The organism is Stenotrophomonas sp. STEN240 (genome assembly GCF_056756175.1).
In genome coordinates, this window is sequence record NZ_JBRRBO010000034.1 from 14,489 (window position 1) to 40,446 (window position 25,958).

Genomic DNA, 25,958 nt, shown 5'->3' on the forward strand with positions numbered 1-25,958 from the left:
TCTTCCTCAGGCAGTAGCCAGTACGCGGCGGGTGTTGTCGTGTCCGCTCAAGGCGAACTGCTCCGGACTGATGGACTCAAGCAGGGCGGGCAAGGACTCGGCCTGGGCGTCGCGTTTGGCCAGTTCACGCCGGACCTCAACCACTTCGGCCAGGCAGGCTTTCAATACCTGCAGCGCGTGTTCGCGTGTCTGCTGGAACTGCGCTTTGACCCGTGCGCGCACGTTGTCCAGGTTCTTATAGGCAAAGCCCACCCACAACAACAAGCCAGCACCCATGGCCATTGGCACCAGTGCACCAAACCCCGCAAGCAACAACAGGGCCGCCAAGCCGACACCCAACCAATGCAGCACCCCCAGCTTCACCTTGGCCAATGCGGCCTGCAGCTGCTGATCGATATGCGCACCGAGCGCGGCCTCCAACTCCTGCTGGTTGCCGCCGTCACGTGTCACGCCTGTCCAGTCCAACACCTTGAGGGCGATGTCCACCGGTACCTGGGCGCGGATCTGCGCGGTCAAGTCCTGATGAGCATCCAGAATCCACTCGCGCGATTGTGCCGTGGCGAAGCGCTGCGTCGCGCGCGAGGCATGGCTGGTCTCCGGATGCATTGCTGCATTGGTCAAGAGCTGGGTGAAACTGACCTGCTCCTCCAGCGTCTTTTCCTGAAGATCAAAGCGCTTCTGCGCCATGACCCGGTCACCACTCTCGGAAATGATGAGACGGCACATCTCCTCTTCCCGGCGAAGCGGAAGTTCGTCATCGTCAAAATGCGAAACCAGCTTTTCCAGCAGCCTGTCCACGTCGCCAACAAGACTGTTGGTGGCCTTTGCAGGCCCGGAGAACACCGCTTCGAAATGCTCAGTGACCACTGCATGGGTGGCGCAGCCATTGAGCGAAGCCTGCAGCGCAGGCCAGGTCACGCTGTGTTCCTTCAGCGTTGCAAAGCGTTCGCCATCATCTGCATTGGGCGTCTTGAAGCGCAGCGCATCTATCCATTGGGCACGTTGCTCCTCGACAAAGCCCGCCCGCTGGGAAAGCTCATCCACCCACTCCGCGGTGCGTTTGATGCAGGCCTGTGCTGTCTCCAGCCCGAAGACGCCCCCGGCAATGGCGTCTATCAAGACCACCGTCTGGCGGTCCAGAAGCACCGGATTCTGCTGCGCAAGATAGCGCTCCATCCATTGCTGGGCCGCACCAAGGCGCCCGGCACGACGGCATACCAGAGCAAACAGGAGACTGGTTTTTTCATCGTCACGGCGTACCGCCTCGGCCAAACCACGCTCGGCCAGCTCGCGGTTGTCATTGAGCCAAGCAGCCAAGGCCACCAGTGCCGGCGCCAGCCAATAACCCGGCGCCGCTAACATCAACTGCTCGGTTGCGGCGCGGATCGTATCCTGCCGCACCAACCTGATATCCGCCGCCTGCAGAATGCCGGTCGTCTGCCGCCTCACCTCACCATGATGGCCAAACCGCGACTCCAGTTCCTGGCGGATCTTGACATGGCGCGTCTCCGCCAGCCCAAGCTCCTTGGCCTTGGCATCGGCAGCCACGAAGGCATCAAATGCCCGCTGCAACTGCTCCAGTCTGTCGCGCGTGTCTTCGACATTCGACTGGACATAGCCCACCTGGTTGCTCAACGACTGGATGTCGCCATTGATTGCCCGCAGGTTGCTGCTGATGGCGGAAAGGTCCGCCATCTGAATGATCCTCTGCCCGCTCATTACGTTCCTTCGATGATTGCCGTTTTTCCGGATTCACTGACCGCCACCATGCGTGCTGCGTATACCTCGATGAACGCATAGGAACGGTGCAAGGCCAGCATCCGTGCTCTTTCAAGAGATAGCGGCAGCGTTTGACCAAGCTTGAAGTGATCGATGATGAAGCCGCCAAGCGCGAGGGTATGCACCTCGTAGGGATGGCCCAGATAGCAACGCGATACGATGCCAAGGAGCTGCTCGTCGGCAACCAGTGCCCCAAGCTCCTTGTCGATGACCGCCTTCAGGGCATCCAGCGCCTGGCGATCATGTACATGCCCGCCAGTGTCCAATCCGGCCACAGCCTTTACGTACTCAGCAGAACGCGGCTGCCGCAATGAATGCAACCTCACTTGCAGCGACTGCATTGTGCCGACCGAAGCGCGGCTGCGATCCAGCAACGGGGCGGTGGAAACAACGGCCTCCGTGCCGGTCAAAAAACGTCGAACCATTCCCCTGTTCCTACCCTTCGCATTCATTGCGACGGCAACGTTATCAGTTTGGAAGCGGCCCTCCAAGACATGCGCTGCGCATGTCAGGGAGAACCTTACAAACCCATCGTGTCACCTTCCGTTCCGGTGCAACCAGCGGTACAGCACCGGTAATACCAGCAAGGTCAGCAGGGTCGAGGACACGATGCCGCCGATCACCACAGTCGCCAGTGGTCGCTGCACTTCCGAGCCGGCGCCTACGTTGAAGGCCATCGGTACGAAGCCCAGCGATGCCACCAGTGCGGTCATCAGCACCGGCCGCAGGCGGCCGAGCGCACCTTCGTGCACGGCCACATCGAGGCTGCGGCCCTGTTCGCGCAGGTGGCGGATGAAGCTGATCATCACCAGGCCGTTGAGCACCGCCACGCCGGACAGCGCGATGAAACCGACGCCGGCCGAGATCGACAGCGGAATGCCACGCAGTGCCAGCGCCAGCACGCCACCGGTCAGCGCCAAAGGCACGCCGCTGAACACGATGCTCGCATCGCGGGCCGAGCCGAATGCCCAGAACAGCAGCGCGAAGATCAGCAGCAAGGTCACCGGCACCACCACCGCCAAACGCTGGCTGGCCGAGATCAGCTGCTCGAAGCTGCCGCCGTATTCCACCCAGTAACCGGCCGGCACTTTCACCTGTGCGTCGATGGCCTGCTGCAGCTCGCTGACGAAGCCGCCGAGGTCACGGTCACGCACGTTGGCGGTAATGACGATGCGGCGCTTGCCGTTGTCGCGGTTGATCTGGTTCGGGCCCTCGCTGCTTTCAATCCGCGCCAGCTCACGCAGCGGCACCGTGCGTGCATCGCCACTGCGCCAGCCACCGGCACGGCTGGATTCGTCCGCACTGTCCTGGGCCAATGCAGGCTCCAGTGATACCGGCAGATCGGCCAATGCCGCCGGGTCCTGCCGAATGGCTTCGGGCAGGCGCACGACAATGTCGAAACGTCGGTCACCTTCGAACAACTGCCCGGCCACACGTCCGCCCACCGCGGTGGAAACCGTGGATTGCAGCTGGCCAGGGTTGAGCCCGTAACCGGCCAAGGCCGCGCGATCCGGCGTTACCGTCAGCAAGGGCAGCCCACTGGTTTCCTCCAGGCGCACATCGGCCGCACCCGGCACTTTGCTGGCGACCGCGACGATGCGCTGGCCTACCTGCGCCAGCGTGTCCATGTCATCGCCAAACAGCATCACCGCCACGTCGGCACGTACGCCGGAGATCAACTCGTTCATGCGCATCTGGATCGGCTGGGTGAACTCGTAGTTGTTGCCAGGCAGCTCCTCAACTGCGGCTTCCAACTCGGCCAGCAGCTGGGCACGCGGCTTGCGCGGGTCCGGCCACTGCTTGCGTGACTTCATCATGATGAAGGTGTCTGCCACCGACGGCGGCATTGGATCGGAGGCGACTTCCGGCGTGCCGATCTTGGAGAACACCTTGTCCACTTCCGGCAGCTGCTGCAGGCGCGCTTCCACCTGCTTCTGCATGTTCACCGACTGCGTGAGGCTGGTGCCGGGAATGCGCATGGCATGCATGGCGACATCACCTTCGTCGAGGTTGGGCACGAACTCGCTGCCCAGCCGCGTTGCCAACAAGCCGCAACCGATCACCAGTACCAAGGCACCGGCAACCACCCAACGCCCGCGCCGCATCACCCAGCTCAACAACGGCTCGTAGCGTGCGCGCAGCCACGCCATCAACCGGTTTTCCTTTTCCTCCACGCGTCCGCCGAGGAACATCGCAATCGCCGCCGGCACGAACGTCAACGACAGCAGCATCGCGCCGCTCAGCGCCAACACCACGGTGATCGCCATCGGGTGGAACATTTTTCCTTCCACGCCGGTCAGCGCGAAGATCGGCAGGTACACCGCGGTGATGATGCCCAGGCCGAACAGGCTGGGGCGGATGACTTCGGCGGTGGCGCTGGCGGTTTCAGCAAAGCGCTCCTCGCGGGTCATGGCGCGGCCCAGCGCATGCGTGCGTTCGCCAAAGCGGCGCAGGCAGTTCTCGATGATGATCACCGCACCGTCGACAATCAGGCCGAAGTCCAGCGCACCCAGACTCATCAGGTTGGCCGACACACCGCCGCGTGCCATGCCGGTGAGGGTGAACAACATCGCCAGCGGAATCACCGCGGCGGTGATCAGCGCTGCGCGGAAATTGCCCAGCAACAGGAACAGCACCACGATCACCAGCAGCGCGCCTTCCAACAGGTTCTTGGCGACGGTTTCGATGGTGCGATCCACCAGCGCGGTGCGGCCATAGCTGGCGGTGACGGTGACACCTTCGGGCAGGCTGCGCTGCGCCTGTTCCAGCTTGGCGGCGGCCGCCTGCGCCACCTCGCGGCTGTTTGCCCCGACCAGCATCACCACCGTGCCCATCACCACTTCATGGCCATTCTGGGTAGCGGCGCCGCTGCGCAGCTCCGGCCCTTCGCCCACCTCGGCCACGTCGTGCACATGGATGGGCACGCCTTCGCGCCGCGCCAGCACGATGTTGCCGATTTCCTCCAGCCCGGCCACCTGCCCCGGCACCCGCACCAGGAACTGCTGGCCGTTACGCTCGATGTAGCCGGCACCGATGTTCTGGTTGTTGCCTTCCACCGCTTCAGCCACATCATCCAGAGTGAAACCGAGCGCACGCAGCTTGGCCGGGTCCGGGGTGATATGGATCTGCCGCTGGTAACCGCCAATCGTGTTGACCTCGGTGACGCCCGGCACATTGCGCAGCTGCGGCCGCACCACCCAGTCCTGCAAGGTTCGTAGATCGGTGGCGGTATAGGGCGAACCGTCGGGCTTACGCGCCTTGGGATCGGCGTCGATGGTGTACATGAAGATCTCGCCCAGGCCCGTGGCAATCGGCCCAAGCTGCGGGTCCAGGCCATCGGGCAACTGCGACTTCACCTGCTGCAGGCGCTCGGCCACCTGCTGGCGGGCGAAGTACAGGTCGGTGCCGTCCTTGAACACCACCGTCACCTGCGACAGGCCGTAGCGCGACAGCGAGCGCACCTGCTCAAGCTTGGGCAGGCCCGCCATCACCGTTTCAACCGGGTAGGTGATGCGCTGCTCGCTCTCCAAGGGCGAATAGCCATCGGCTGCGGTATTGATCTGCACCTGGACATTGGTGATGTCCGGCGTGGCATCGATGGACAGGCGGGTGAAACTCCAGCTGCCGATCGCAATCAGCGCCAGGGTAAGCACCATCATCATCCAGCGATGGGCAATGGCACTGCGGATGATGCGCTCAAGCATGTTGGCGCCCTCCGCGTTGGCTGCGGCAATCAATGTTCATGCGCGGCACCCGCCTTGCCGAGATCGGCCTTGATCACATAGCTCTGCTCGACCACTACCTGCTCGCCCACACGCAGGCCATCCTTGATCTCCACCTTGCCCGCATCACGCGCGCCCAGCGTTACCGGCCGCGCGGTATAGGTATCGCCGTCACGCACGAACACGACATCGCGGCCTTCCATGGTCTGCAAGGCCGACAAGGGCACAACCACCGCTGCCGGCTGCATCGCCACCACGATGCGCGCCTTCACCGCAGCACCGGGCCGCCACAGGCCATCGTCATTGCGCACGCTGGCGCGCGCCACCGTGCTTTGGCTCGCCGTGGCGGTGCCGGGCAATACGCGCTCCAGCATGGTGGCCTGGCTGACGCCATCGGTCATGCGGGTGACGGTCACCGGCACGCCGGCGGTGATGTGCTGGGTGTCGTTGCCGAAGATATGCAGGTCCACCCACAGTTCGGACAGGTCGCCGATTTCAAACAGCGGCGTGCCCTCGCCCGCCACCGCGCCCACCTGCGCCTGCCGCGACAACACCACGCCACTGATCGGTGCGCTGACGCTGTAGGTGGTCAGGCTGAGGTTGCTGTCGATGCTGGCCAGGGTCTGGCCGGCGCTGACGCGATCACCCACGTTTGCACGCAGCGAACGGATCGGCCCGGGGAAACGCGCCATCACCTGCGCCACGCGCCCATCCACCGGCGTCAGCAGGCCCTGCACTTCGTGCTCATCGGCAACGGTGCCGGCCTGCGCGGCCGCGCTGCGGATGCCGGATTGTTCGGCCATCGCCGCCTTGATGGTGGTGCTGTCGGCCTCGGCTTCTTCGCCTTCTTCGTGGGCGTGACCGTCTGCATCACCGCCCTTTTCTTCACCATGCTCATGGCCAGCGTCTTCTGCGGCACCGGCACCGGCTTCAGCCACCGGCTTTGCACCGCAACCGACCAGCAACAAACTCATTGCCAGCACGCCGGCAGCTACAACATTCATCGGACGGCTCATCGTGCGTTCTCCACGGCAACGTTTGCATCGGTGGCCAGCATTCCCTGGCCGGTAAGACGCTGGATTTCTATCAGCGCGGCGTGTGCGGTGATGGCGGCATCCAGCTGGCGCTGGCGCGCTTCGATACGCATGGCCTGCAGCTGCGCCCATTCCATATAGCTGGCGGCGCCGGCACGCCATGCACGTTCGGCAGCGCGTTCGGCCTTCTGCAGCTGCGGCAATACATCGGCCTGCATGCGCTGCACTTCCAGGCGCGCGGTGACATAGCGGCCGTGCGCCTCGGCCAGGGTGGCGTAGAGCTGCTGCTGCCGCGCCTGGCGTTGATACGGCAACAGCGCGAGGTCAGCCTCGGCCTCGCGGATTTCCGGCGCGGCACGGCGGGCGCTGCCCAACGGAATGCTGAAGCCGCCAACCAGCGAGGTGGTGTTGTCGGCGCGGCTGTTGCGCACGCCGGCCTGCCAGTTCCAATCCGGGCGGCTGCGCGTGCGCACCAATTGCAGCTGGGCTTCGCGGATGCGCTGCTCGCCGAGCAGTTCGGCCAGTTCGGGTGCGCGCTGCAGATCATCATCGAGCAGAGCGAAATCGCGCAATGCAGGCAGCTGCAGCGCATCGCCGCTCACCGTTTTGAAGTCAGACGCACGTGCGCCCCACAAGGCGGCCAGCGACAGCCGCGCTGCACTGGCTTCTTCAATTGCACGATCGCGGTCCAGTTCGGCCTGGGCCAGCATCGCCTGCGCGGTGAACAGCACCGACTCCGGCGAAGCACCGGCCTGCAGGCGCAGACGCGCGGCATCGACGGCACGGCGGCGTTGTTCGATATCGGTGTTGGCGATCTGCAACGCCGATTGCGCATGCGCAACGGCGAGGTAACGGCGAGCGGTTTCGGCCAGCAGATCGAGTCTGGCGGTGGCGCGTTGCGGCGCCAGCGCATCGATGTTGGCCTGGGCCAACATGCGGCGGGCGTCGAGCTTGTCGCCCCGTTCCAGCACGCCGGACAGACTGACCGTGGCTTCAGCGCCCTGCACACCGCGGGTATCACCGCTGCCGAGCAGGTTCTCGAGCTCGACACCCAGTTGCATGGGCGGGCGCAGCAGTGCTGCTTCACGACGGGCTTCAAGTACGGGACGCTGCGCGTCGATCAGGCGCAGGTCGGGGTGATCAAGTGCAACGCGGACGATGGCATCGTCCAGCGTCAACGGCACAGCAGACGCTGGCACCTGCGCATACGCGCGCGGCACCAGCGCAAAGGCGGCAACAGCCGCCAGGCGCATCCACATGGGTTTCTCCAGATAGCAGGTTCAGACGTGAGGGCCGGCCATGGGGCCGGGACGTCAAACGGCTATCGGGGGGCGGAACAGACTTTCGGTCGGGTGCGAGACCGCTTGCGTGCCCAGGCTGACCAGCGCCTGCTGCGCGGGTGGCGATGACAGGCTCCAGGCGGGAGTGACGGTCGGGAGTACGCCGCCGTGACCGTGGCAGTCCACGCAATGCACCAGCGCGTGCAGCAGCGCGTTGGCGCTGTCTTCGGCATCCGGGGCCATCGCCAGCTTGGCGTCATCGTGTTCGTGCACATCGGCGCCGATGTCGGTGTGCGCCAGCATGTGGATGTCGGTCAGTGCTGCAGCCAGCGAGGTACCGAACACGCCAAGGCCGACCAACACCAGCATAAGCAGGCGTAGCAGGTACAGGCGGCGGTGGCGCAGGGATTGCAGCATCGGGCCAGGTTAGCCGGTGCTGGTTGGGTTACACAATCGCAGAGCGGTTGCGATGGTTCAGGCGGGGGCTGTTGCCCCTCCCCTTTGGCGCAGCCAAGGGGGAGGTTGGGAGGGGGTGGCTTTGCTTGTGGCTTTCGCGTGTGGCTTTGGGTCACTGCGAAGAGCACCCCTCCCCAGCCCTCCCCTTGGCTATGCCAAAGGGAGGGAGCAGAGCCTTACTTCGCCGCTTTGCGCTCGGCGATATAGGCGTGGATCTGCTGCTCCAGCACCGGCAGTGGCACCGAGCCCTGCGCGAGCACGGCGTCGTGGAAACCCTTGATATCGAACTTGTCGCCCAGTTCCTTCTCGGCCTGTGCACGCAGCTTGACGATGGTGATCTCGCCCAGCTTGTAGCTCAGTGCCTGGCCCGGCCAGGAAATGTAGCGGTCAACTTCGGTGGTCACTTCATGCTCGCTCAACGCGGTGTGGTCGCGCAGGTAGGCAATTGCGCGGTCGCGGTCCCAGCCGTAGTGGTGCACGCCGGTGTCGATAACCAGGCGGCAGGCGCGCCACATCTCGTAGGTCAGGCGGCCGAAGTCTTCATACGGCGTCTGGTAGATGCCCATGTCGACGCCGAGCTTCTCGGTATACAGGCCCCAACCTTCGCCATAGGCCGAGATATACGCGGTGCGGCGGAACTCGGGCTGGCCGGTCTGCTCGGCCGCAAGTGCGCCCTGCAGCGCATGGCCCGGGTCGGACTCATGCAGGGTCAGTGCAGGCAGGTTGTACAGCGGGCGCGCCGGCAGGTTGTAGGTATTGAGCCAGTAAGTGCCCATGCCGCCACGGCCAGCGGTCCAGAACGGGGCGATGTCCGGCGGCACCGGCACGATGGTGAAGCGGGCGCGCGGCAGGGTCATGAACTTGCCGATCACGCCGTCCACGCGCTTGGAGATCCACGCCGCGCGCCACAGCAGTTCGTCAGGCGTCTTGGCGTAGAACTGCGGGTCGGTACGCAGGAATTCGAGGAAGTCGGCAAAGCGGGTCTGCTCGCTTTTGCCCTTGAAACCCACCTTGTCGATGATGGTGTTCATTTCCTGCTGGATGCGATTCACCTCGGCCAGTCCCTGCGCATGGATCTGCTGCGGGCTCAGGTCCAGCGTGGTGTATTCGCGGATCTGCTGACGGTAGAACTCCTTGCCGCCGGGCATTTTCTCGGCCGCCAGGGTGGTGCGCGACTGCGGCACGTATTCCTGCCGGTAGAAGGTCAGCAGCTTGCCGAAGGCCGGCACCACGCTGCCGCTGATGGCCTGCTTGGCCTCGGCCTGCAGCTTGGCCTGCTCGGCGGCCGGGATGCTGTTCGGCAGCTTCTTCAAGGGCTCATACAACGGCGACTCGGTCGGGTCCTTCAATTCGGCCACGGTCGAGATGGAAACATCGCGCCCTTCCAGCACCGCGCGCGGCACGCTGAAACCGCGCGCCAGGCCGGCGCGCATGTTGACCATCTGCTGGTCGAAATAACGCGGCACATCGTTCAAACGCGCGATGTAGCTGCGGTAGTCCTGCGCGGTCTTCATCTCGCGCCGGGCCATGAAGCTGAGGTTGGACCAGAACGAGGAATCCGAGTTGAACGGCATCTCGTAGCTGCCCAGCCGCACTTCTTCGGCCAGGCTTTCAACCTGGTATTTGTAGATGGCGTAGTTGACCTGGTTCTCGGCCGACAGCTTGGCCGGGTCGATGGCCTTGAGCTGGGCCAGTACCTCGTCCCATACCTTCAGCCGCGCCTGCTGTGCAGCGGCGCTCACATCCGGCAGTTTGGTGCTGTTGGCCGGGGCGTCGCTGTCCTCGCTGGCTTCGCCGCCGCCGGTCTGGCGCCAGGCCCATTCCTTCTCGTAGATCGCCTTGAACTGATCATCGAGGCCTTGCGTGGCCAATGTAGCCGGGGCCGACGGTGCGGCGGCAAGGGCGGGCGTGGCACTCAGGCCAAGGGTAAGCAACAGCGCAACGGTCAACGGCGATTTCACGATCAGTATTCCCCAGGTGATTCATTCACCCCGATCATCGCATTGAAGCCGCCGCCCGACCTAGACGGATTCGGGCGGCAAACCTGCCGGTTTCGGGCACAGCCGCCCGCTCAGTGGCTGGCCTTGTCGCGTTGCCAACCGCGGTGCTTGATGTCCAGGCGTAGGCTGTACAAGGCGGTGAATGCCGGAAACAGGTTCTGCACCACGCCCACCGCATCCTGCTTGGACGAGAACACGAAGTAGCTCAGCGTCATCAGGCTGCCGGCCACGCTCATATACCAGAACAGCCGCGGAATCACCGGCTTGCCGGCGCGGCGCGAGGCCATGAACTGCACCAGCCAGCGACCGCCGAACATCAACGCGCCGGTCAGCCCGATCAGTTTCCACGGCGACATGTGCACGCCGGTCCACTCCAGCCACACCAGTGGTTGGTTCATGAAATCCATGCTCAGACCTCTTCCACGGCGGTGCGCTTGGAACGGGTGATCAGCCAGGCCACGCCCCGCAGGTCACGGATGCCGACCAGGGCGCGGCCCAGGTTGTTGTACTTGGACACGCCGCTGGTGCGGTGGCGATGGTTGACCGGCACGCTCACCGTCTTCCAGCCGGCGCGCTGCATCAGCGCCGGCAGGTAACGGTGCATATGGTCGAAGTACGGCAGGTCGAGAAACGCGGCGCGCTCGAACAGCTTGATGCCGCAGCCGGTGTCCGGAGTGTCATCGCGCAGCATGCGCGCGCGGATGGCGTTGGCCCATTTGCTGGCCCAGCGCTTGCTGCCCGAATCCTGCCGATTGACGCGCCAGCCGGCAAACAGTTTGACCTGCGCTTCGGCGCTGCCACGTGCGGCCAGCAGTTTGGGGATATCGGCCGGGTCGTTCTGGCCGTCGCCGTCCAGGGTGGCAATCCACGGCGCGCGCGCGGCCTTGACGCCGGTACGTACCGCCGTGCTCTGCCCGCTCTGGTTGACGTGGTGCAGTACCCGCAGCTCCGGGTTGGCGGCTTTCAGTGCCTGCAGTACCTGCAGGCTGTCGTCCTTGGAATTGTCGTCGACGTAGACGATCTCGAAATCGATCTGGCCGCGCAGGGCGGCGGTGATTTCGTTGACCAGCGGGGTGACGTTGTCGCGTTCGTTGAAGACCGGAACAACCACTGAAAGGCTGGGTTGGTTCATTGCAGTTTCCGCAAGTTTTACGTTTCAAGAAAGATCACGCTCTTCCAGAACTCAACTTGGCGAAAGCCGAGTCAGGCGCGTAACCCGAAGTAACTGCGACACCACTCCACCACTGGCGGCAAGCCTAGCTCAATCGGTGTGACCGGCTCGTAGCCAAAGGCTGCCTGCGCGCGCGCGGTATCGGCCATGGTTTCCACCATGTCGCCCGGCTGCATCGGCTTGTAGACCTTGTGCGCAGGCTGCCCCGCGGCGGAGGCGATCACATCGATGAAATGTTCCAGCTCCACCGGGGTATGGTTGCCCAGGTTGAACACCTGATGGGGTGTGGCCTGGGCGGAGGGGTGCGACAGCGCCCCGAGAATACCGGCGACGGTGTCAGAAACATGTGTGAAATCGCGGCGCATATGGCCGTCGTTGAACACATCGATGCTGCGCCCGGCCAGCACCGCGCGCGAGAACAGCAGCGGCGCCATGTCCGGCCGGCCCCACGGGCCATACACGGTGAAGAAGCGCAGGCCGGTGGCCTTCAGGCCATACAACTGGGCATAGGTATAGGCCATCAACTCGTTGGCGGCCTTGGTGGCGGCGTACAGCGAGCGCGGCTGGTCCACGCGCTGGTCTTCGGAGAACGGCGGCGTGGCCGAGTTGCCATAGACCGAACTGCTGGAGGCATACACCAGGTGCTGCACACCGCGGTGCCGGCACAGCTCCAGCATGTTGACGAAGCCGACCAGGTTGCTTTCGACGTAAGCGTGCGGGTTTTCCAGCGAATAGCGCACGCCGGCCTGGGCGGCCAGGTGGATCACCTGGGTGGGCTGGATTTCGTCGAACAGCGCGGCCAGGCCGTCGCGGTCGGTGAGGTCCAGCGCGCGGATGTCCAGCTGCGGGCACAGCGCCGCCACCCGGTCGCGCTTGAGCTGCGGGTCGTAATAGTCGTTGTAGTTGTCCAGCCCAACCACGCGGTCGCCGCGTGCGGCCAGTGCCTGGCAGGTGTAGGCGCCAATGAAGCCGGCGGCGCCGGTGACGAGAATGCTCATGCAGAAATTCCAGACAGGTGTTCGCAGGCCGGAGTGTGCCGGCCGGGTTCAATGATATTGCCGAGGTCGTTGTCACTCGGCAGATCGACAAGGGCGTCGCTGCCCTGGCGCGGTTTCAGCGCCATTTCCTGCGGGTACCGTGGCACCACGGACAGGAACTCGATGCGGGGGTGCGGGGCGACGTTTTCGCGCAGCACATTCAATAGCGGGCCGGAATGGCGCTCGCCATGCGCGCTGATCGCATCGGCATCGGCGCGGCCACGCGCGAGCGCGGAGCCGCTGCCCTGCGCATGGCTGGGGAGGCGGCTGCCGTCCGCACTGATCTGCGCGTTTACTTTGCTCATTCGATGCTCCGGTTCGTGGCCACGACCCATCGCGCTTGCCTCACCACATGGTGAGTGGCGCTTCCTTGGCCAGGGTTTCCTTGCGTTCCTTGCTATAGGCCCACCATGGCTGCGGCGCTTCGCCGCCCATGAAACGCACCACCGAAAGGAACACATCGATCACGCACGGATCATGCACCACGCCGGTCTTCAGACACAGCTGGGCGTACATATCGTAGGCATCACGCCCGCGCAGATGCGCGGGGACTCGGATCCCGATAAGACGGAGATCCTTTTCACAGGCCGGCCCGACATTCGGCAGGTCGGTCAGACGCAATAGATGATTGCGGTCGACCTTGGTGGGGTTCATTGCCTTGCGTGCACCTCGTTGGGAAAGGACTGCGTCAGCTGTTCTGGCGGACGCGCAGACGCTCCAGCACGCCGTCCAGCGTGTCCAGATCGGTGTAATGAATGACCAGTTTGCCCTTGCCGCCGCGGCCGTGGCTGATGGCCACCTTGGCGCCCAGCGATTCGGACAGTTCGGTTTCCAGCGATGCGATATCGGCCTGCGGCGCGGTCGGCGACGGCTTGGCCTTGCGCGCGCCCGGCACCTTGCCGGCGGCGAACTGCTGCGCGCGGTGCTCCACTTCACGCACCGACCAACCCTGCTCGGCAGCCTCTTCGGCCAGCTTGGTGGCCAGTTCCGGCGCCAGCGTCAGCAGCGCGCGGGCATGGCCCATTTCCAGACGGCGGGTTTCCAGCAGCACGCGCACGCCGATCGGCAGATCGATCAGGCGCAGCAGGTTGGACACCGAGGCGCGCGAGCGGCCAACGGCCTGCGCCGCTTCGGCGTGGGTCAGCGAGAACTCGCTGACCAGCCGCGCCAGTGCTTCGGCTTCTTCCAGCGGGTTGAGGTCTTCACGCTGGATGTTCTCGATCAGCGCCATCGCGATGACGGTGCGGTCTTCCAGCTCGCGCACCACCGCCGGCACTTCGTCCAGCCCGGCCAGGCGCGAGGCGCGCCAACGGCGTTCACCGGCGATGATTTCGTAGCGGCCGCCTTCGATCTGGCGCACCAGGATGGGCTGGATGATGCCCTGTGCCTTGATCGACTCGGCCAGTTCGGCCAGCTTGCCTTCGTCCATGTCGCGACGCGGCTGGTACTTGCCCGGCTGCAGCTGATCGATGGGCAACTTGCGCAATACTTCGCCGGGTTGCGGTTCGGAAACGGCAGCGACGGTGACCGGGGTTACTGCGCCCTTGGGGCCCAGCAATGCATCAAGACCACGGCCAAGACCGCGCTTTTTCGCTGCACTCATCAGACAGCCTCCACGGCCCGGGAGGGCTGCTTGCTTTCATTGTTGCGGCGGATGATCTCGCCGGCCAGGCCCAGGTAGGCAACGCCGCCGCGCGAGGCGCGGTCGTAGCCGACGATGCTCTGGCCATGGCTGGGTGCCTCGGCCAGGCGCACGTTGCGCGGCACGATGGTGCGGAACACGCGGTCGCCAAAATATTCGGTCAGCTGCGCCGACACGGCATTGGCCAGGTTGTTGCGCACATCGAACATGGTGCGCAGCACGCCTTCGATTTCCAGCGCCGGGTTGAGGTTGATCTTCAGCGCATCGATGGTTTCGACCAGCGCGCTGAGGCCTTCCAATGCGTAGTACTCGCACTGCATCGGCACGATCACCGAATCGGCGGCGGCCAGCGCATTGAGCGTCAGCAGCGACAGCGCCGGTGGGCAGTCGATCAGGATGTAGTCGTATTGATCGCGGATCGGCGCCAGCGCGCGCTTGAGCCGCTGCTCACGCTCGCTCTGGTCCATCAGCTGGATCTCGGCGGCGGTCAGGTCGATGTTGCCTGGCAGCAGGTCGAAGCCTTCCGGCGTGGTGACGCGCACCTCGGCCGCAGTGATCTCGCCCAGCAGCAGGTCACAGGTGGACGCTGCCACTTCACGTTTGTCCACGCCACTGCCCATGGTCGCGTTGCCCTGCGAGTCCAGGTCGACCAGCAGCACACGTTTTGGTGCGGCGGCAAGGGAAGCAGCCAGATTGACAGCCGTCGTGGTCTTGCCGACGCCGCCTTTCTGGTTGGCGATGGCGATGATGCGAGCCATGCAGGAGAGCCTCGTTGGCGAAGTTGGACTGGTCATTATGGGGGTAGCGGCGCGCAGGCGGAAACCGGTTTCCGGGCAAGAGGCGGCTTTAGGCCGGGAAGTCGCCCTGATTTGCACCGCATTTGCGGTTGCCCCCTCCCTTTGGCGAAGCCACGGGGAGGGTTGGGGAGGGGTAGCTTTTGGCTTTGGCCGGTAAGGCCCCTGCCGAGCATGGCTCGGCACTACCGCTTTAGCCCTTGCGCTCCACTACCACCAGATGGCGGTCGCCTACCAAGCCTGGCACCTGCAGCGGGCGTACTTCCAGCACCTGCCAGCCCGCTGGCAGCTGGGCGATCTCTTCGTGCGGGTAGACGCCCTTCATCGCCAGCAGCTGGCCGCCGGGGCGCAGCAGGTGGCCGCCGACCTCGATGATGCCAGCCAGGGTGTCCATGGCGCGGGCGGTGAGGTTGTCATAGGCGCCCGACTCGTCCAGCGCCTCGGCACGGGATTCAGCCACGCGGGCGTTGCCCAGCCCGAGCTGGCGCACGGCCTCACGCATGAAGCGGGCCTTCTTGCCATTGCTTTCAACCAGAGTGACCTGCAGTTGCGGATGGGTGATGGCCAGCGGGATGCCCGGCAGCCCGGGGCCGGTGCCCAGATCGGCCAAGCTGCCAGTGCTGACATGCGGCGCCATTGCCAGCGAATCCAGCAGATGGCGGGTCACCATTTCGCGCGGGTCGCGCACGGCGGTGAGATTGTAGGTGCGGTTCCAGCGCACCAGCAGGGTCAGGTAGGCCAGCAGGGGCTTGGCCAAGGCAGCATCCAGGCCCATGGCTTTCAGGCCGTGGTCGAGGTCACTGGCGACTTCGCGCGGGAGAGTGGTGTCGTTCATGGCGGGGATTATCGCAGGAGTGGCGCTTTGGCTTTAGGCCCCCGTCCCTGCGCTGAAGGCCAGCTTTGCCCCCTCCCTTGTGCGCAAGCACAGGGGGTGAAGAAGGCCTGCTTGCGCGCCACTGGCGCGCGGCCTGATGAACGACCGAAGGCTGCGCCTTCGGGCCGGACGGGTTGGGGAGGGGTGCTTTGGACTTGAGCTTTGGATCTTTCGCGCAGGGTAAGAGCAACGGCAACAGCTACCCCTCCCCGGCCCTCCCCTATGCTGCGCGCAAGGGAGGGAGCAAAGCTACCCCTCCCCAACCCTCACCTTGGCTTCGCCAAAGGGAGGGGGCAGAAGCTACAGCGGGTACCACGCCAGCGCGGCGCGGAAATCTTCCGTCGCCTGCCACTCATATAAATGCCAGCGGGCCGCATCGCCCAAGCCTGGATCGCACCACACCAGCTGCAAAACGCCTTCAACATCAGGCGCAAAGCGCAGTTTCTCCAGCCCAAATGAGATGCCATGACCGTGTGCCTTGAGCAGCGCTTCCTTGGCGCACCACACGCGGAAAAACCAATGTTCGCAGCCGGCATCATCCAGGCCATCCAGCCAGGCGATCTCATCAGGGTGGAAGAAACGCCGGATCACCTCGCGCATCTGCCGGCGCGGGCGCTGCCGCTCCAGGTCCACGCCCAGCCGGGCGCCCTCGCCCAAGGCCACCAGCAGATGGCCGCCGCTATGGCTCCAGCCGGTGCCGTAATGCGCCAGTTCGCCGATCAGCCAGGGGCGGCTGCGCTCATCGCGGGTCAGCGGCAGCCCGTGCGGGGTGCTGCCCAGCTCGCGGGCCAGCAGTTCGCGTGCCTGCGGCTCCCCGCGGGTGCCCGGCAGGTGCGGCAGCAACCATACCCGCACCTGACCAAACTGCCAGACGGCCTGCGCGTCACTCATGCGCAACCGGCCATGACGAGGGTCAACAAGGATTTCACACGGCTCCGCGTTGACTGTACCCACCGCACCCTAGGTGCATATCGGCAGGGAGGTTCGCACATGGGCATCATCATCTGGTTGATTGTTGGTGGCGTCGTGGGTTGGCTGGCCAGCATCATCATGCGCCGCGATGCGCAGCAGGGCATCATCCTGAACATCGTGGTGGGCATCATCGGGGCCTTGATTGCCGGCTTTTTCTTCAGCGGCGGCAGCATCAATGGCGCAATCACGCTGCGCTCGTTCCTGTTGTCACTGGTTGGCGCGGTGGTACTGCTGGCCATCGTCAATCTGTTCACACGCAAAAGCGTGCGTTAGACGTTCTGGCGCCGATTCGACCAGGGCCCGGCTGGCAACAGCCGGGCCTTGTTTTTTCAGTCCTGCGCCAACTGTACCCAGGCCGGGGCGTGATCGCTGGGGCGTTCCCAGGTGCGCGGCTCGCGGTCGATGCCGGAGGCGACAGCGCGCGGCTTGAGCGCATCGGACACCAGGGTCAGGTCGATGCGCAGACCCAGGTCACGACGGAAACCGGCCGCGCGGTAATCCCACCAGCTGAAGATGCCGGCAGCATCGTTGTGCAGGCGGAAGGCGTCGTGCAGGCCCAGATCCAGCAACTTCTGCAGCGCGCCACGCTCGGCGGTGGAGGTCAGGATGTGGTCACCGTTCCACACCGCCGGGTCGTAGACATCGCGGTCATCCGGGGCGATGTTGAAATCGCCCATCACCACGAGCTGCGGGTGCTTCTGCAGCTCGGCGGCCACCCAGGCATGCACCGCTTCCAGCCAGCGCAGCTTGTAGGCGTACTTGTCGGTGCCCACGTCCTGGCCGTTGACCACATACAGATTGATGATGCGCACGCCATTGACGGTGCCGGCGATCACCCGCTTCTGCTCGTCCTCGAAACCGGGGATGCCGATCTGCACGTCTTCAATCGGATGGCGCGACAGCAGCGCGACACCGTTATAGGTCTTCTGCCCGGCGAACACGTTGCGGTAGCCCAGCTCCAGCAGCCGCGTGTCGGGGAACTTGTGGTCCTCCAACTTGGTTTCCTGGATGCCGACCACGTCGGGGGCAAAGTCGGCCAGCCACTGTTCCAGATGCGGCAGGCGGACGTTGAGCGAATTGACGTTCCACGATGCGATTTTCATGAACTTAATAAACCCATTATTCTCATATTCTTGCACGGCAACCGATTGCCTTTCTTTGATTCTAGCCGACCGAGTAGCCACCTGAACGACGGCCCCGCCTTCAGTAGCCGGGCTCCCTAGAGTCCAAGTGTCACTAACGACTTCCCGCAATTCAATGCCAAGCTAAATTAGAGGTATCCGGCTCGTGGTACTGAGGGAACTTGGCGGGCGTCAGCCCGCCAAGGCAGTCGTGAGGGATCTCGGTGTTTTAGCATGTGGAGCGAGGTCTCTACTTCACCTTGGCCCGTTTTCCCGGAGGCGGATCAATATCACCGGTGAAGATTCACATTGACATGCACGACATGAATCAGCTCTGCGCTTGCATGCTTGTGATGGCTGACATAGGCCCATTTCATTGGGTGATCGAATGTCGCTCCGTGCTGATGCACGGGCAGATCGGCATCTGCCTTTATACGCAAGCCAAGCACTAGTTCAGAAATGCCGGGCTTCTTGAAGTACTCGACGACATAGCCACGGCCTTGCCGACCAGTAGAGTAGCGGGAAGCCAACTGTGCGATCGCCCGTGCGTGATACGCGGGTCCTGCATAGATCTTCGCCTCAGCCAGCCGCTGCTGTGAAAACATCATGCTCTCGGACCTGATTGTTAGATCGACCCGCCCATTGCTGTATCCCTCACGCGTCACAGCAAGGCCCGGCATCCTCAGAGCTGCCGCCAGGAACGCTGACAGCTTTTCTTCACTATCAGCCGCTAAGTGATGGGCTTCCGCCTCCATGCGCTGAACACATTCCTCGAAATGACGGTCAAGAAAATCGTCGAACTCTTTCTCTGTTTTGGCTTGGAACAGTTCCCGCAACACTGGAAACCAGCCAAACAGCATTTTCAGACTATCACCCATGCGCAATCCTCTGTGCATTTTGAAGCGCCCAACGAATCGACAGCCGTTCAGTCCAGTCGTCGCCCTCCGGATCTTCCTGCGCCAGTAAGCGCACCTCGTCGAAGCTCATCGCCTGTGGAGTATCCGCGCTGCCTACACGGACAAACTCTCGATTCAGGATTCCGACGTCGTGGGCCGATAACAGATTCAGAACGGGAAACAGAACATGGCTCACCGACAACAAGCTGGTTTCTTCGATGAAGGCGAGATCGGCAATACCCAGACTGCTCCTTCCTCCCGCCGCCAATCTATCCAGCAGTATATCCACGGCTTGTGACCAGACCACCCCGGCACCGAATCTGTTTCGAACAATATCCAATGCACGAATACGGACGTTCTCTACGCCATTGGCTGGGTTCTGCTGGTACGTCACATCAAACACCATGTCCGTCAGCCAGCGTTTGAAGTTGGGGTTTTCGCTGAACTGCTTGAACAGTTCGGTGTGATCTGACAACAATTCCAGCACCACGCGGTTGAGCACTTTGTCGTGCTCCAACTTGGCGTTCTGCTTGTCGGAGTTCGCCTGCGCGTTCTGGTAAGCCTTGTCTTGTGCCACCCGCGCCGGTATCTCCTCTGCGATGACCTTGCGGATCTTGTCCTCGTCTTTCCACTCGATGTTGCCGAACAGATCATTGAAGGTTTTGATGATCGCGGAGAGTTTGTCGATGTCCGCCTCGCCTTTACCGCCACCATCACCCGGCGGTACTGGCTCGACTGTGGCATCTGCATCGGCCATCGCCATCTTCAACGCTGCTTTTGCCTCAACCCGGTAGCTGTCCATGTCGATGGTTTCCAGCACCCCCTTGGAGAGGTCTTCCTCTTTGGGTGCAGGTAGCTTTGGGATGAGGAAATTCAGGAAGATCGACAGCTTCTCCCACGTCGGGTGGCCGTAAGTCAGGATCGCGGCCAGGAAGCCGTAACTGCGCACAAAGGCCTTGGCCTTTCCCTTGAACTTGACCTGATCGTCCTCGCCGAGCTTGTCGGTATATTCGGCCACGCAGGCATCGAGGATGGGGTCTAGTTTGTCCCGATCCGCGCCACTCAAATACAGCGCCACCAAGTCTTCCACCTGCTGCCAGCTATACACCTGCAGGCCGTCAAGTTCGGCCTTCAGGTCGTGCAGTTTGTTGGCGTCAGTTTCACCAGTCTGAATGGTGGCGCGGTAGTAGTCCTGGAACGCCGCCTTCACCGCCTCGGCGTTGTCAGCGAAGTCGAGCACAAAGGTGTCGTGCTTCTGTGGGTGCGCCCGGTTCAGGCGGGACAGGGTCTGCACCGCCAGCACGCCCGCCAGCGGCTTGTCCACGTACATCGTGTGCAACAAGGGCTCATCAAAGCCAGTGACGAACTTGTTGGCGACGATCAGGAAGCGATGCGGGTCTTGCTTGAGGTTGGCCGGAATGTCCTTGCTCGGAAACCCGTTGAGATCAGCCTCGGCCTTCTTCTGGCCGCCAATCTCGAAGTCACCCGAGTACGCCACGATGGCCTTGTACGGACTCTTGATCCGTGTAAGGTAGTCCGACACCTCGCGCCAGTAGTCGATGGCCCGTGCGATGCCGTTGCACACGATCATTGCTCGCGCCTTGCCGCCGATCTTCTGTTTGCCCGCGACCTGCATAATGAAGTGATCGACCATGATCTCGGCCTTGCGCCGGATGGCCTTGTCGTGCGACTCGACGTAATGGCGGATCTTCTTCAGCGCCTTGACCTTGTCGAACTCCGGATCGTCCGCTACTGCCTTGGCCACTTGGTAAAAGCTGTCATAGGGGGTGTAGTTCTCCACCACATCGAGGATGAACTTCTCCTGGATGGCCTGCTTGGTGGTGTAGGTCAGTTCTTCGGGCGAGCGGAATTGCACCTTGTCGCCGACCAGAGTCTTCTCTCCGAACAACTCCAACGTCTTACTCTTGGGTGTGGCAGTGAACGCGAAGTAGCTGGCATTTGCGAGCAGCTTGCGGGAGGCGATGCGCTTCTCGATCTCGGCGTTGACGGCATCCTGCGTGCTGTCCTCTTCGAACCCCTCCTCGACGACCTTGCCCCCGAGGGCTTCGTGCATCCGCGCAGTTGTCTTTCCGCCTTGGCTGGAATGCGCCTCATCGATCAACAGCGCGAAGCTCTTGCCGGATAAGTCGCCCAGCTCATCGAGGATGAACGGAAACTTTTGCACTGTGGTGACGATGATCTTCTTGCCACGACGCAGGTACTCGCGCAGTTCCTGCGCGTTGTCGGAGTGGCCGACGATCGCGGCCACGTGGTCGTACCCTTTGATGGTGCGGGCAATCTGCGTGTCCAGCGCGCGTCGGTCGGTGATGACGATGATGGAGTCGAACTGCGGCGTCATCGGGTCGTCCTTGCGGCGCAACTCCACCAATTGGTGCGCCAGCCAGGCAATCGTGTTGCTCTTGCCGCTTCCTGCCGAATGCTGGATCAGATAGCGCTTGCCCACCCCATCGGTATGGGCGCGCCGCAGCAGCGCACGCACCGTACGCAACTGATGGAAGCGCGGGAAAATCTGCTTGCGTTTCTTGCGCTTCTTGCCGCCAGCGTCCGCCTCTTCCTCTTCCACCACCTGCGCGTAACTCTCGATGATGTTGGCCAGCGACTTGCGGGTCAGCACCTGCTTCCACAGGAAATCGGTCTTCAGTCCCTCCGGGTTGGGCGGGTTGCCTGCGCCGCTGTTCCAGCCCTGATTGAACGGCAGGAACCACGACGCCTTGCCCTTCAGCTCTGTGCAGAACGCAGCCTCCGCGTCATCGACCGCGACGTGCGCCACGCAACGACCTAACTGAAATAGCAACTCCTGCGGGCTGCGCGTGGTCTGGTATTGGACGATTGCGTCTGCCAGTGTCTGCTTGGTCAGCGAATTCTTCAACTCGAAGGTCAGCACCGGCAGACCATTGATGAAGATTGCCAAATCCAGCTCGTTGCCGGAATCGTTGCTATAGCGCACCTGTCGAGTGACGCTGAAGATGTTCCTGCCGAAGGCATCCGCTGCGGCGGTGTTGCCCGGTGTGGGTAGCAGCTTGTAGAGATCGACGTGAACCGGCCCGTGGCTCACGCCTTTTCGCAGCACGTCCACCACGCCGCGCTTGGTGATCTCGCCCTGCAGGCGGTGCAGGAACTGGGTGCGCTTGATGCCTTCCGCCCCCAGTTCCAGCATTTCCAATGCTTTAGGCTGGGTGGCCTGCAAGAAGGCCAGCAGCTGTGCCACATCCAGCGCCACATCACGGTTGTAGTCGGTGGACCTGCCCTGCACATAGCCGTTGTGGGTGGCGGCGAAATCCGTGGAAGCCAGCGCATGGCTGTACTCGGGCTGCAGCACACCAGTCAAGCCGCGTACCACGCGTGCCTCAAACCAACGCTCGGTGGTGTCAGTCTTCGCCATCGCCACCCTCCTCTCCGGTCATATCTTCCAAGTCATCGCCCAGTACGGCCAGCGCCGCGTCATCCACTACGTCCTCCGGGCCGGGTTGCCAGCCGCGTACATCCACTTGGCCCGTGACCACATCGGCAATCAGGCAGTCCCGGTATTCTCGGATGAGGGCGATTTCGCCACGAATTTTCTCGATGGCAACGTCCTGCTCTGCCGTCGCAGTTTGAAGCTCGTTCAAAATCTGATCCTGCTCACCCAACGGCGGCAGAACAATTCCGAAGTTCTTGACAAAGCCAAGCGGCACGCGCTGCTGACCCGCAGCTCCCGTCATCGCATCGGCTCCCAGCACGCGGAAGGTCCTAAGCGACAACAGCTTCGCTAGAAACGCCGGTCGAACTCGCTGCTCTGCCGCCCGGAGCACGATGAACTCCGTTGTGCCAAAACCGATCTCTGTCGGTAGCGTATCCAGCAACCCGCCCTTCCCGTTCTCGAAGCATGGGGTGATCTTCGCCATCACCACATCATTGCGGCGGAAGTAGGTGTAGCCCTCCCAAACGTCCGAGGTCTTTCTGGTCTCAATGCTTTGTAGCTTTCCATCCGTCGTGATGCATTCCATCGGCAGGAACGACACCGAGGCGTCGCTGAGTCGAAATGCGGCACTCTCCGAGCGAGACGGATTGAACGCTGCAACGTGTTTTAGCTTGCTTGTTTCCCAATGTGCGGGGATCTGCGGAATCCATTCGATCCCTGAATGACGCTTCTCTGTAGCGGAATTAAGCCCCTGTGTTACCGCACCCTCGATGATGGTCTGTTTCAGTTCAATCAACAGCGAAATGAGGTCGCGCCTAGTCTTGATAAAACGGGCGATGTGCGCGTCCTGTGCGCGCAGGTAGGCAACGATCTGGTCTTGCTCGGAGCGCGGGGGCTGGATCAGCGCAATGTCGAGGAACTGATTCGGGTATAGGCGTAGGCGCGAAGATCGGATGCCAGTCGAGCGCCCGATGTATTCGGCGATATAGGCCCGGGTACGCAATAGGTAATCGAGATACGCCGGGTTGAAGCTCTCGACGCGATGCGGGCGGTACACTCCATAGGCCGGACTGACGATGCCCACGTGCTTGCTAGCACCAAGCGCTGCCATCCACGCCCACAGGGTGTTGATGACGATGTCGCCGGGGCGGCACAGTTTGGAGCCAACGTAGCTCGCAGCCTTGAACATCGTGACCTTCTTTTGACTGCGTGGGGTGACGCCAGTGAGGTGAGACACCGACAGTAGCTCTTCCTGCCCGGTCTTCGAGCGCTCATCCACCTCACGAAAAAAGGTCTTGGCACGTTGCTCGTTCCAGTGTTCCGGCACAGAGGGCAACCAGCGCATTTTCGGCTGCCGGTAGCTCGGGTACGCGATCGCCGCCGTCATTACGCCCCCCCCACAATCTTGTGCAGCAATCCATCGCTCTGCCGCTCCAACGCGAGGATGTCGGCACGTATTTCTGTCAGCGTGCGCAGTGGCGCGGGCTTGTAGAAGTAGCGAGCGAACGAAATCTCGTAGCCGATCTGGGTCTTGTCCGTTGCGACCCAAGCGTCCAACGCGTAGGGCAGCACTTCGCGCTCGAAGAAGGCATCGATGCCGCCTTGTTCCTTCAACGGCACCTGCTCGGTATCGCGCAGCTCGCTGTCCGGCTCATACTCGACCATGAAACGATCCTTGCCCACAGTCTCCAGGTACGCACCATCAAAACCTGGCTCGAAATACTCGCCCTTCTTGAGCTTACTGCGTTTTGCGATGACCGGCGGCGCGTCCTCATCGCGCCAACTTACCGCCTTGTAGATAGCCTTCTTCTCCGGCGCGCCGAGCTTGTCGCCCTGAGCCTTGAGTGCGGCATCGAAGCGGGTGCGAAATGTGTTGTGGTCGTCGAACACGGCGCCGCCCAGTGCCTTCTGCGCTCGTTGCGCCACCTCCATCAACCCCTTGTCACGCTGCCATGTCGCGGCGTCGAGCAGCTTCTTGCGGCGCTTGGCGGGCACGGCCTTGCGCGCAGCGGGAGCCTCGCTGTCGTCACCGCTATCCGCTTCCTCGCTTTCGTCATCCTCGTCCTCGCCTTTCAGCCACGCCTCGATGGCTGGTTTGCACTTGGCGAATTCGGTGTAGACCGCGTCGCCATGGGTGGCATAGATCTCCGCACGCAGCGCTTCATCGCCGGAAGCGAAGCGCAGCGGCTCGATGCGTTCGTCGGAGAGCTGGCTTTTCAGGCGCAACGGGCGCTCGACGGTGATCTTCGAGTAGCCGAAATCCTGGGTGTCGAACCATTTGGACTGCGCGGCTTCCTGAACCCCGCCCAAATACCGATCAACGATACGGGCAATATCGGACTCACTCAGTTCGCAGTTCTTTTTGCCAAGGTTGCGGCGCAGCGGCCGGAACCAGCCGCTGGCATCGATCAACTGCACCTTGCCACGACGTGCTTCGGGCTTCTTGTTAGCCAGCACCCAAATATAAGTGGCGATGCCAGTATTGTAAAAGATGTTGAGCGGCAAGGCGATGATGGATTCAAGCCAATCGTTCTCCAGCACCCAACGGCGGATGTTGCTCTCACCCTGACCCGCGTCGCCGGTGAACAGCGCCGAGCCGTTATGCACCAGCGCGATGCGGCTGCCCAGCGGCGTGTTGTGTTTCATCTTTTGCAGCTTGTTCACCTGGAACATGAGCTGCCCGTCGCTGGAGCGGGTGAGGAGTTTGAACTCGGGGTTGTCCGCGTGGTTGACGATGAAACGCGGATCGTTCAATTCCTTCTTGCCGCCCATGCGCTCCAGATCGGTCTTCCAACTCTTGCCGTAGGGCGGGTTGGAGATCATGAAATCGAACTCGCGGCTGCGGAACTGGTCGGCGGACAGGGTTGATTTGTCCGCACCGCCGACGATGTTCTCGGCCTCCGCGCCTTGACCCTTCAGGAGCAGATCGGCCTTGCAGATGGCGTAGGTTTCGTCGCTGATCTCCTGGCCGAACAGGTGGATCGACACTTCCTTGCCGTGCTGCTCGGCCAGTTCGTGCAGTGCTTCCTCGGCCACGGTGAGCATGCCGCCGGTGCCGCAGGAGCCGTCGTAGAGCGAATAGGTGCTGGATTCGATCCGGTCGGCCACCGGCAGGAACAGCAGCTTGGCCATGAGCTGCACCACGTCGCGCGGAGTGAAGTGTTCGCCTGCCTCTTCATTGTTCTCTTCGTTGAAGCGACGGATCAGCTCCTCGAACACTGTGCCCATGCCGTGGTTGTCCAGCGCGGGCAGCTTTATGCGGCCATCGACATCCTTCACCGGTAGCGGTGCGAGATTGACCTTGGGGTCGAGGAAGTCGTCGATCAGGTAGCCAAGGACGTGCGAATCCACCAGCTTCTGGATCTGGTTGCGGAAGTTGAACTTGGTAAGGATTTCCTGCACATTCGGCGAAAAGCCGTCCAGATACGCAATGAAGTCATCGCGCAGGCGCTGCCCTGCCACGCTGGCCTTCAGCTTGGTCAGTGTGAATTCCGAGACGTTATAAAAGGCCTGGTCTGCCGCCATGCGCAACGCACCGTCCTGCTCAGCCACCTTATGAGTGTCGAGGAACCTCTTGCGCTCCAGCACTGCATTCTTGGTGGCTTCCAGTACGGCATCGAGCCTCCGCAGCACGGTGAAGGGCAAGATCACGTCACGATACTTGCCGCGCACGTAGACGTCGCGCAGGCGATCATCGGCAATATTCCAGATGAAGTCAGATATCCACTTCAGTTGACTGCTATCCACTGCTAATTCCTA

Annotated in this window: 22 protein-coding genes; 1 reads left to right on the forward strand and 21 read right to left on the reverse strand. The window is 62.7% G+C overall.

The window, feature by feature from the left end:
- Positions 1 to 6: 6 nt before the first annotated feature.
- The 16 genes from ACVOKO_RS13990 to ACVOKO_RS14065 all read right to left on the reverse strand — a co-directional run bounded on the left by ACVOKO_RS13990 (position 7) and on the right by ACVOKO_RS14065 (position 16,680).
- Positions 7 to 1,695: a hypothetical protein gene (locus tag ACVOKO_RS13990; RefSeq protein ID WP_346499512.1), complete on the reverse strand. Its 1,689-nt coding sequence runs from the start codon at positions 1,693 to 1,695 to the stop codon at positions 7 to 9.
- Positions 1,696 to 1,718: 23 nt separating this feature from the next.
- On the reverse strand, positions 1,719 to 2,204 hold the full coding sequence (locus ACVOKO_RS13995; RefSeq protein ID WP_346499513.1) for a hypothetical protein: 486 nt from the start codon (positions 2,202 to 2,204) through the stop codon (positions 1,719 to 1,721).
- Positions 2,205 to 2,315: 111 nt separating this feature from the next.
- Positions 2,316 to 5,483, reverse strand: a complete 3,168-nt coding sequence (locus ACVOKO_RS14000; protein WP_346499514.1) for an efflux RND transporter permease subunit — start codon at positions 5,481 to 5,483, stop codon at positions 2,316 to 2,318.
- A 29-nt stretch (positions 5,484 to 5,512) separates the two neighbouring features.
- A complete protein-coding gene (locus ACVOKO_RS14005; protein ID WP_346499515.1) occupies positions 5,513 to 6,517 on the reverse strand; it encodes an efflux RND transporter periplasmic adaptor subunit in 1,005 nt (334 codons plus the stop codon).
- Positions 6,514 to 7,794 (reverse strand): TolC family protein, encoded by a 1,281-nt coding sequence (locus ACVOKO_RS14010; RefSeq protein WP_346499516.1) that lies wholly within the window; start codon positions 7,792 to 7,794, stop codon positions 6,514 to 6,516. The genes ACVOKO_RS14005 and ACVOKO_RS14010 overlap by 4 nt, the downstream gene beginning before the upstream one ends.
- Before the next feature lie 54 nt (positions 7,795 to 7,848).
- Positions 7,849 to 8,232, reverse strand: a complete 384-nt coding sequence (locus ACVOKO_RS14015) for a hypothetical protein (protein WP_346499517.1) — start codon at positions 8,230 to 8,232, stop codon at positions 7,849 to 7,851.
- Positions 8,233 to 8,447: 215 nt separating this feature from the next.
- Positions 8,448 to 10,232, reverse strand: a complete 1,785-nt coding sequence (locus tag ACVOKO_RS14020; protein WP_346499518.1) for a DUF885 domain-containing protein — start codon at positions 10,230 to 10,232, stop codon at positions 8,448 to 8,450.
- A 110-nt stretch (positions 10,233 to 10,342) separates the two neighbouring features.
- On the reverse strand, positions 10,343 to 10,678 hold the full coding sequence (locus ACVOKO_RS14025) for a lipid-A-disaccharide synthase N-terminal domain-containing protein (RefSeq protein ID WP_346499519.1): 336 nt from the start codon (positions 10,676 to 10,678) through the stop codon (positions 10,343 to 10,345).
- A gap of 2 nt (positions 10,679 to 10,680) precedes the next feature.
- Positions 10,681 to 11,403 carry a glycosyltransferase family 2 protein gene (locus tag ACVOKO_RS14030; protein ID WP_346499520.1) on the reverse strand — a complete coding sequence of 241 codons (723 nt, stop codon included), beginning with the start codon at positions 11,401 to 11,403 and terminating at the stop codon, positions 10,681 to 10,683.
- 71 nt (positions 11,404 to 11,474) lie between these two features.
- Positions 11,475 to 12,440: an SDR family NAD(P)-dependent oxidoreductase gene (locus ACVOKO_RS14035; RefSeq protein WP_346499521.1), complete on the reverse strand. Its 966-nt coding sequence runs from the start codon at positions 12,438 to 12,440 to the stop codon at positions 11,475 to 11,477.
- A complete protein-coding gene (locus tag ACVOKO_RS14040; RefSeq protein WP_346499522.1) occupies positions 12,437 to 12,784 on the reverse strand; it encodes a suppressor of fused domain protein in 348 nt (115 codons plus the stop codon). The genes ACVOKO_RS14035 and ACVOKO_RS14040 overlap by 4 nt, the downstream gene beginning before the upstream one ends.
- Before the next feature lie 40 nt (positions 12,785 to 12,824).
- On the reverse strand, positions 12,825 to 13,133 hold the full coding sequence (locus ACVOKO_RS14045; RefSeq protein WP_346499523.1) for a helix-hairpin-helix domain-containing protein: 309 nt from the start codon (positions 13,131 to 13,133) through the stop codon (positions 12,825 to 12,827).
- A gap of 34 nt (positions 13,134 to 13,167) precedes the next feature.
- Positions 13,168 to 14,082 (reverse strand): ParB/RepB/Spo0J family partition protein, encoded by a 915-nt coding sequence (locus tag ACVOKO_RS14050; RefSeq protein WP_346499524.1) that lies wholly within the window; start codon positions 14,080 to 14,082, stop codon positions 13,168 to 13,170.
- Entirely contained in the window at positions 14,082 to 14,879 is a 798-nt protein-coding gene (locus ACVOKO_RS14055; RefSeq protein WP_057630766.1) for a ParA family protein, read from the reverse strand. Before ACVOKO_RS14055 ends, ACVOKO_RS14050 begins: the two co-directional genes overlap by 1 nt.
- Positions 14,880 to 15,108: 229 nt before the next feature.
- Positions 15,109 to 15,750, reverse strand: a complete 642-nt coding sequence (rsmG, locus tag ACVOKO_RS14060; RefSeq protein ID WP_346499525.1) for a 16S rRNA (guanine(527)-N(7))-methyltransferase RsmG — start codon at positions 15,748 to 15,750, stop codon at positions 15,109 to 15,111.
- Between the two features lie 339 nt (positions 15,751 to 16,089).
- Positions 16,090 to 16,680 carry a 4'-phosphopantetheinyl transferase family protein gene (locus ACVOKO_RS14065; protein WP_346499526.1) on the reverse strand — a complete coding sequence of 197 codons (591 nt, stop codon included), beginning with the start codon at positions 16,678 to 16,680 and terminating at the stop codon, positions 16,090 to 16,092.
- Positions 16,681 to 16,779: 99 nt separating this feature from the next.
- Here ACVOKO_RS14065 and ACVOKO_RS14070 point away from each other — a divergent pair, with 99 nt between their 5' ends.
- A complete protein-coding gene (locus ACVOKO_RS14070) occupies positions 16,780 to 17,034 on the forward strand; it encodes a GlsB/YeaQ/YmgE family stress response membrane protein (RefSeq protein ID WP_346499527.1) in 255 nt (84 codons plus the stop codon).
- Positions 17,035 to 17,090: 56 nt separating this feature from the next.
- Here ACVOKO_RS14070 and xth read toward each other — a convergent pair whose 3' ends face one another.
- From xth to ACVOKO_RS14095, 5 genes are all read right to left on the reverse strand, one after another.
- Entirely contained in the window at positions 17,091 to 17,864 is a 774-nt protein-coding gene (xth, locus tag ACVOKO_RS14075; RefSeq protein ID WP_346499528.1) for an exodeoxyribonuclease III, read from the reverse strand.
- A 308-nt stretch (positions 17,865 to 18,172) separates the two neighbouring features.
- Complete coding sequence (locus ACVOKO_RS14080; protein WP_346499529.1) at positions 18,173 to 18,760, reverse strand: hypothetical protein; 588 nt, start codon at positions 18,758 to 18,760, stop codon at positions 18,173 to 18,175.
- Positions 18,753 to 22,181 carry a type I restriction endonuclease subunit R gene (locus tag ACVOKO_RS14085; protein WP_346499530.1) on the reverse strand — a complete coding sequence of 1,143 codons (3,429 nt, stop codon included), beginning with the start codon at positions 22,179 to 22,181 and terminating at the stop codon, positions 18,753 to 18,755. Before ACVOKO_RS14085 ends, ACVOKO_RS14080 begins: the two co-directional genes overlap by 8 nt.
- Positions 22,168 to 23,586 carry a restriction endonuclease subunit S domain-containing protein gene (locus tag ACVOKO_RS14090; RefSeq protein ID WP_346499531.1) on the reverse strand — a complete coding sequence of 473 codons (1,419 nt, stop codon included), beginning with the start codon at positions 23,584 to 23,586 and terminating at the stop codon, positions 22,168 to 22,170. Before ACVOKO_RS14090 ends, ACVOKO_RS14085 begins: the two co-directional genes overlap by 14 nt.
- The gene (locus tag ACVOKO_RS14095) at positions 23,586 to 25,946 is read right to left on the reverse strand and encodes a type I restriction-modification system subunit M (protein ID WP_346499532.1); all 2,361 of its coding nucleotides are present in this window, start codon (positions 25,944 to 25,946) and stop codon (positions 23,586 to 23,588) included. The genes ACVOKO_RS14090 and ACVOKO_RS14095 overlap by 1 nt, the downstream gene beginning before the upstream one ends.
- Positions 25,947 to 25,958 lie beyond the last annotated feature (12 nt).

Coding starts and splice junctions, on each gene's coding strand:
- ACVOKO_RS14005 (WP_346499515.1), bottom strand. CDS start 6,517: ATGAGCCGTCCGATGAATGTTGTAGCTGCCGGCGTGCTGGCAATGAGT.
- ACVOKO_RS14010 (WP_346499516.1), bottom strand. CDS start 7,794: ATGTGGATGCGCCTGGCGGCTGTTGCCGCCTTTGCGCTGGTGCCGCGC.
- ACVOKO_RS14000 (WP_346499514.1), bottom strand. CDS start 5,483: ATGCTTGAGCGCATCATCCGCAGTGCCATTGCCCATCGCTGGATGATG.
- ACVOKO_RS14045 (WP_346499523.1), bottom strand. CDS start 13,133: ATGAACCCCACCAAGGTCGACCGCAATCATCTATTGCGTCTGACCGAC.
- ACVOKO_RS14030 (WP_346499520.1), bottom strand. CDS start 11,403: ATGAACCAACCCAGCCTTTCAGTGGTTGTTCCGGTCTTCAACGAACGC.
- ACVOKO_RS14035 (WP_346499521.1), bottom strand. CDS start 12,440: ATGAGCATTCTCGTCACCGGCGCCGCCGGCTTCATTGGCGCCTACACC.
- ACVOKO_RS13995 (WP_346499513.1), bottom strand. CDS start 2,204: ATGGTTCGACGTTTTTTGACCGGCACGGAGGCCGTTGTTTCCACCGCC.
- ACVOKO_RS13990 (WP_346499512.1), bottom strand. CDS start 1,695: ATGGCGGACCTTTCCGCCATCAGCAGCAACCTGCGGGCAATCAATGGC.
- ACVOKO_RS14025 (WP_346499519.1), bottom strand. CDS start 10,678: ATGGATTTCATGAACCAACCACTGGTGTGGCTGGAGTGGACCGGCGTG.
- ACVOKO_RS14070 (WP_346499527.1), top strand. CDS start 16,780: ATGGGCATCATCATCTGGTTGATTGTTGGTGGCGTCGTGGGTTGGCTG.
- rsmG (WP_346499525.1), bottom strand. CDS start 15,750: ATGAACGACACCACTCTCCCGCGCGAAGTCGCCAGTGACCTCGACCAC.
- ACVOKO_RS14080 (WP_346499529.1), bottom strand. CDS start 18,760: ATGGGTGATAGTCTGAAAATGCTGTTTGGCTGGTTTCCAGTGTTGCGG.
- ACVOKO_RS14085 (WP_346499530.1), bottom strand. CDS start 22,181: ATGGCGAAGACTGACACCACCGAGCGTTGGTTTGAGGCACGCGTGGTA.
- xth (WP_346499528.1), bottom strand. CDS start 17,864: ATGAAAATCGCATCGTGGAACGTCAATTCGCTCAACGTCCGCCTGCCG.
- ACVOKO_RS14090 (WP_346499531.1), bottom strand. CDS start 23,586: ATGACGGCGGCGATCGCGTACCCGAGCTACCGGCAGCCGAAAATGCGC.
- ACVOKO_RS14015 (WP_346499517.1), bottom strand. CDS start 8,232: ATGCTGCAATCCCTGCGCCACCGCCGCCTGTACCTGCTACGCCTGCTT.
- ACVOKO_RS14055 (WP_057630766.1), bottom strand. CDS start 14,879: ATGGCTCGCATCATCGCCATCGCCAACCAGAAAGGCGGCGTCGGCAAG.
- ACVOKO_RS14065 (WP_346499526.1), bottom strand. CDS start 16,680: ATGAGTGACGCGCAGGCCGTCTGGCAGTTTGGTCAGGTGCGGGTATGG.
- ACVOKO_RS14040 (WP_346499522.1), bottom strand. CDS start 12,784: ATGAGCAAAGTAAACGCGCAGATCAGTGCGGACGGCAGCCGCCTCCCC.
- ACVOKO_RS14050 (WP_346499524.1), bottom strand. CDS start 14,082: ATGAGTGCAGCGAAAAAGCGCGGTCTTGGCCGTGGTCTTGATGCATTG.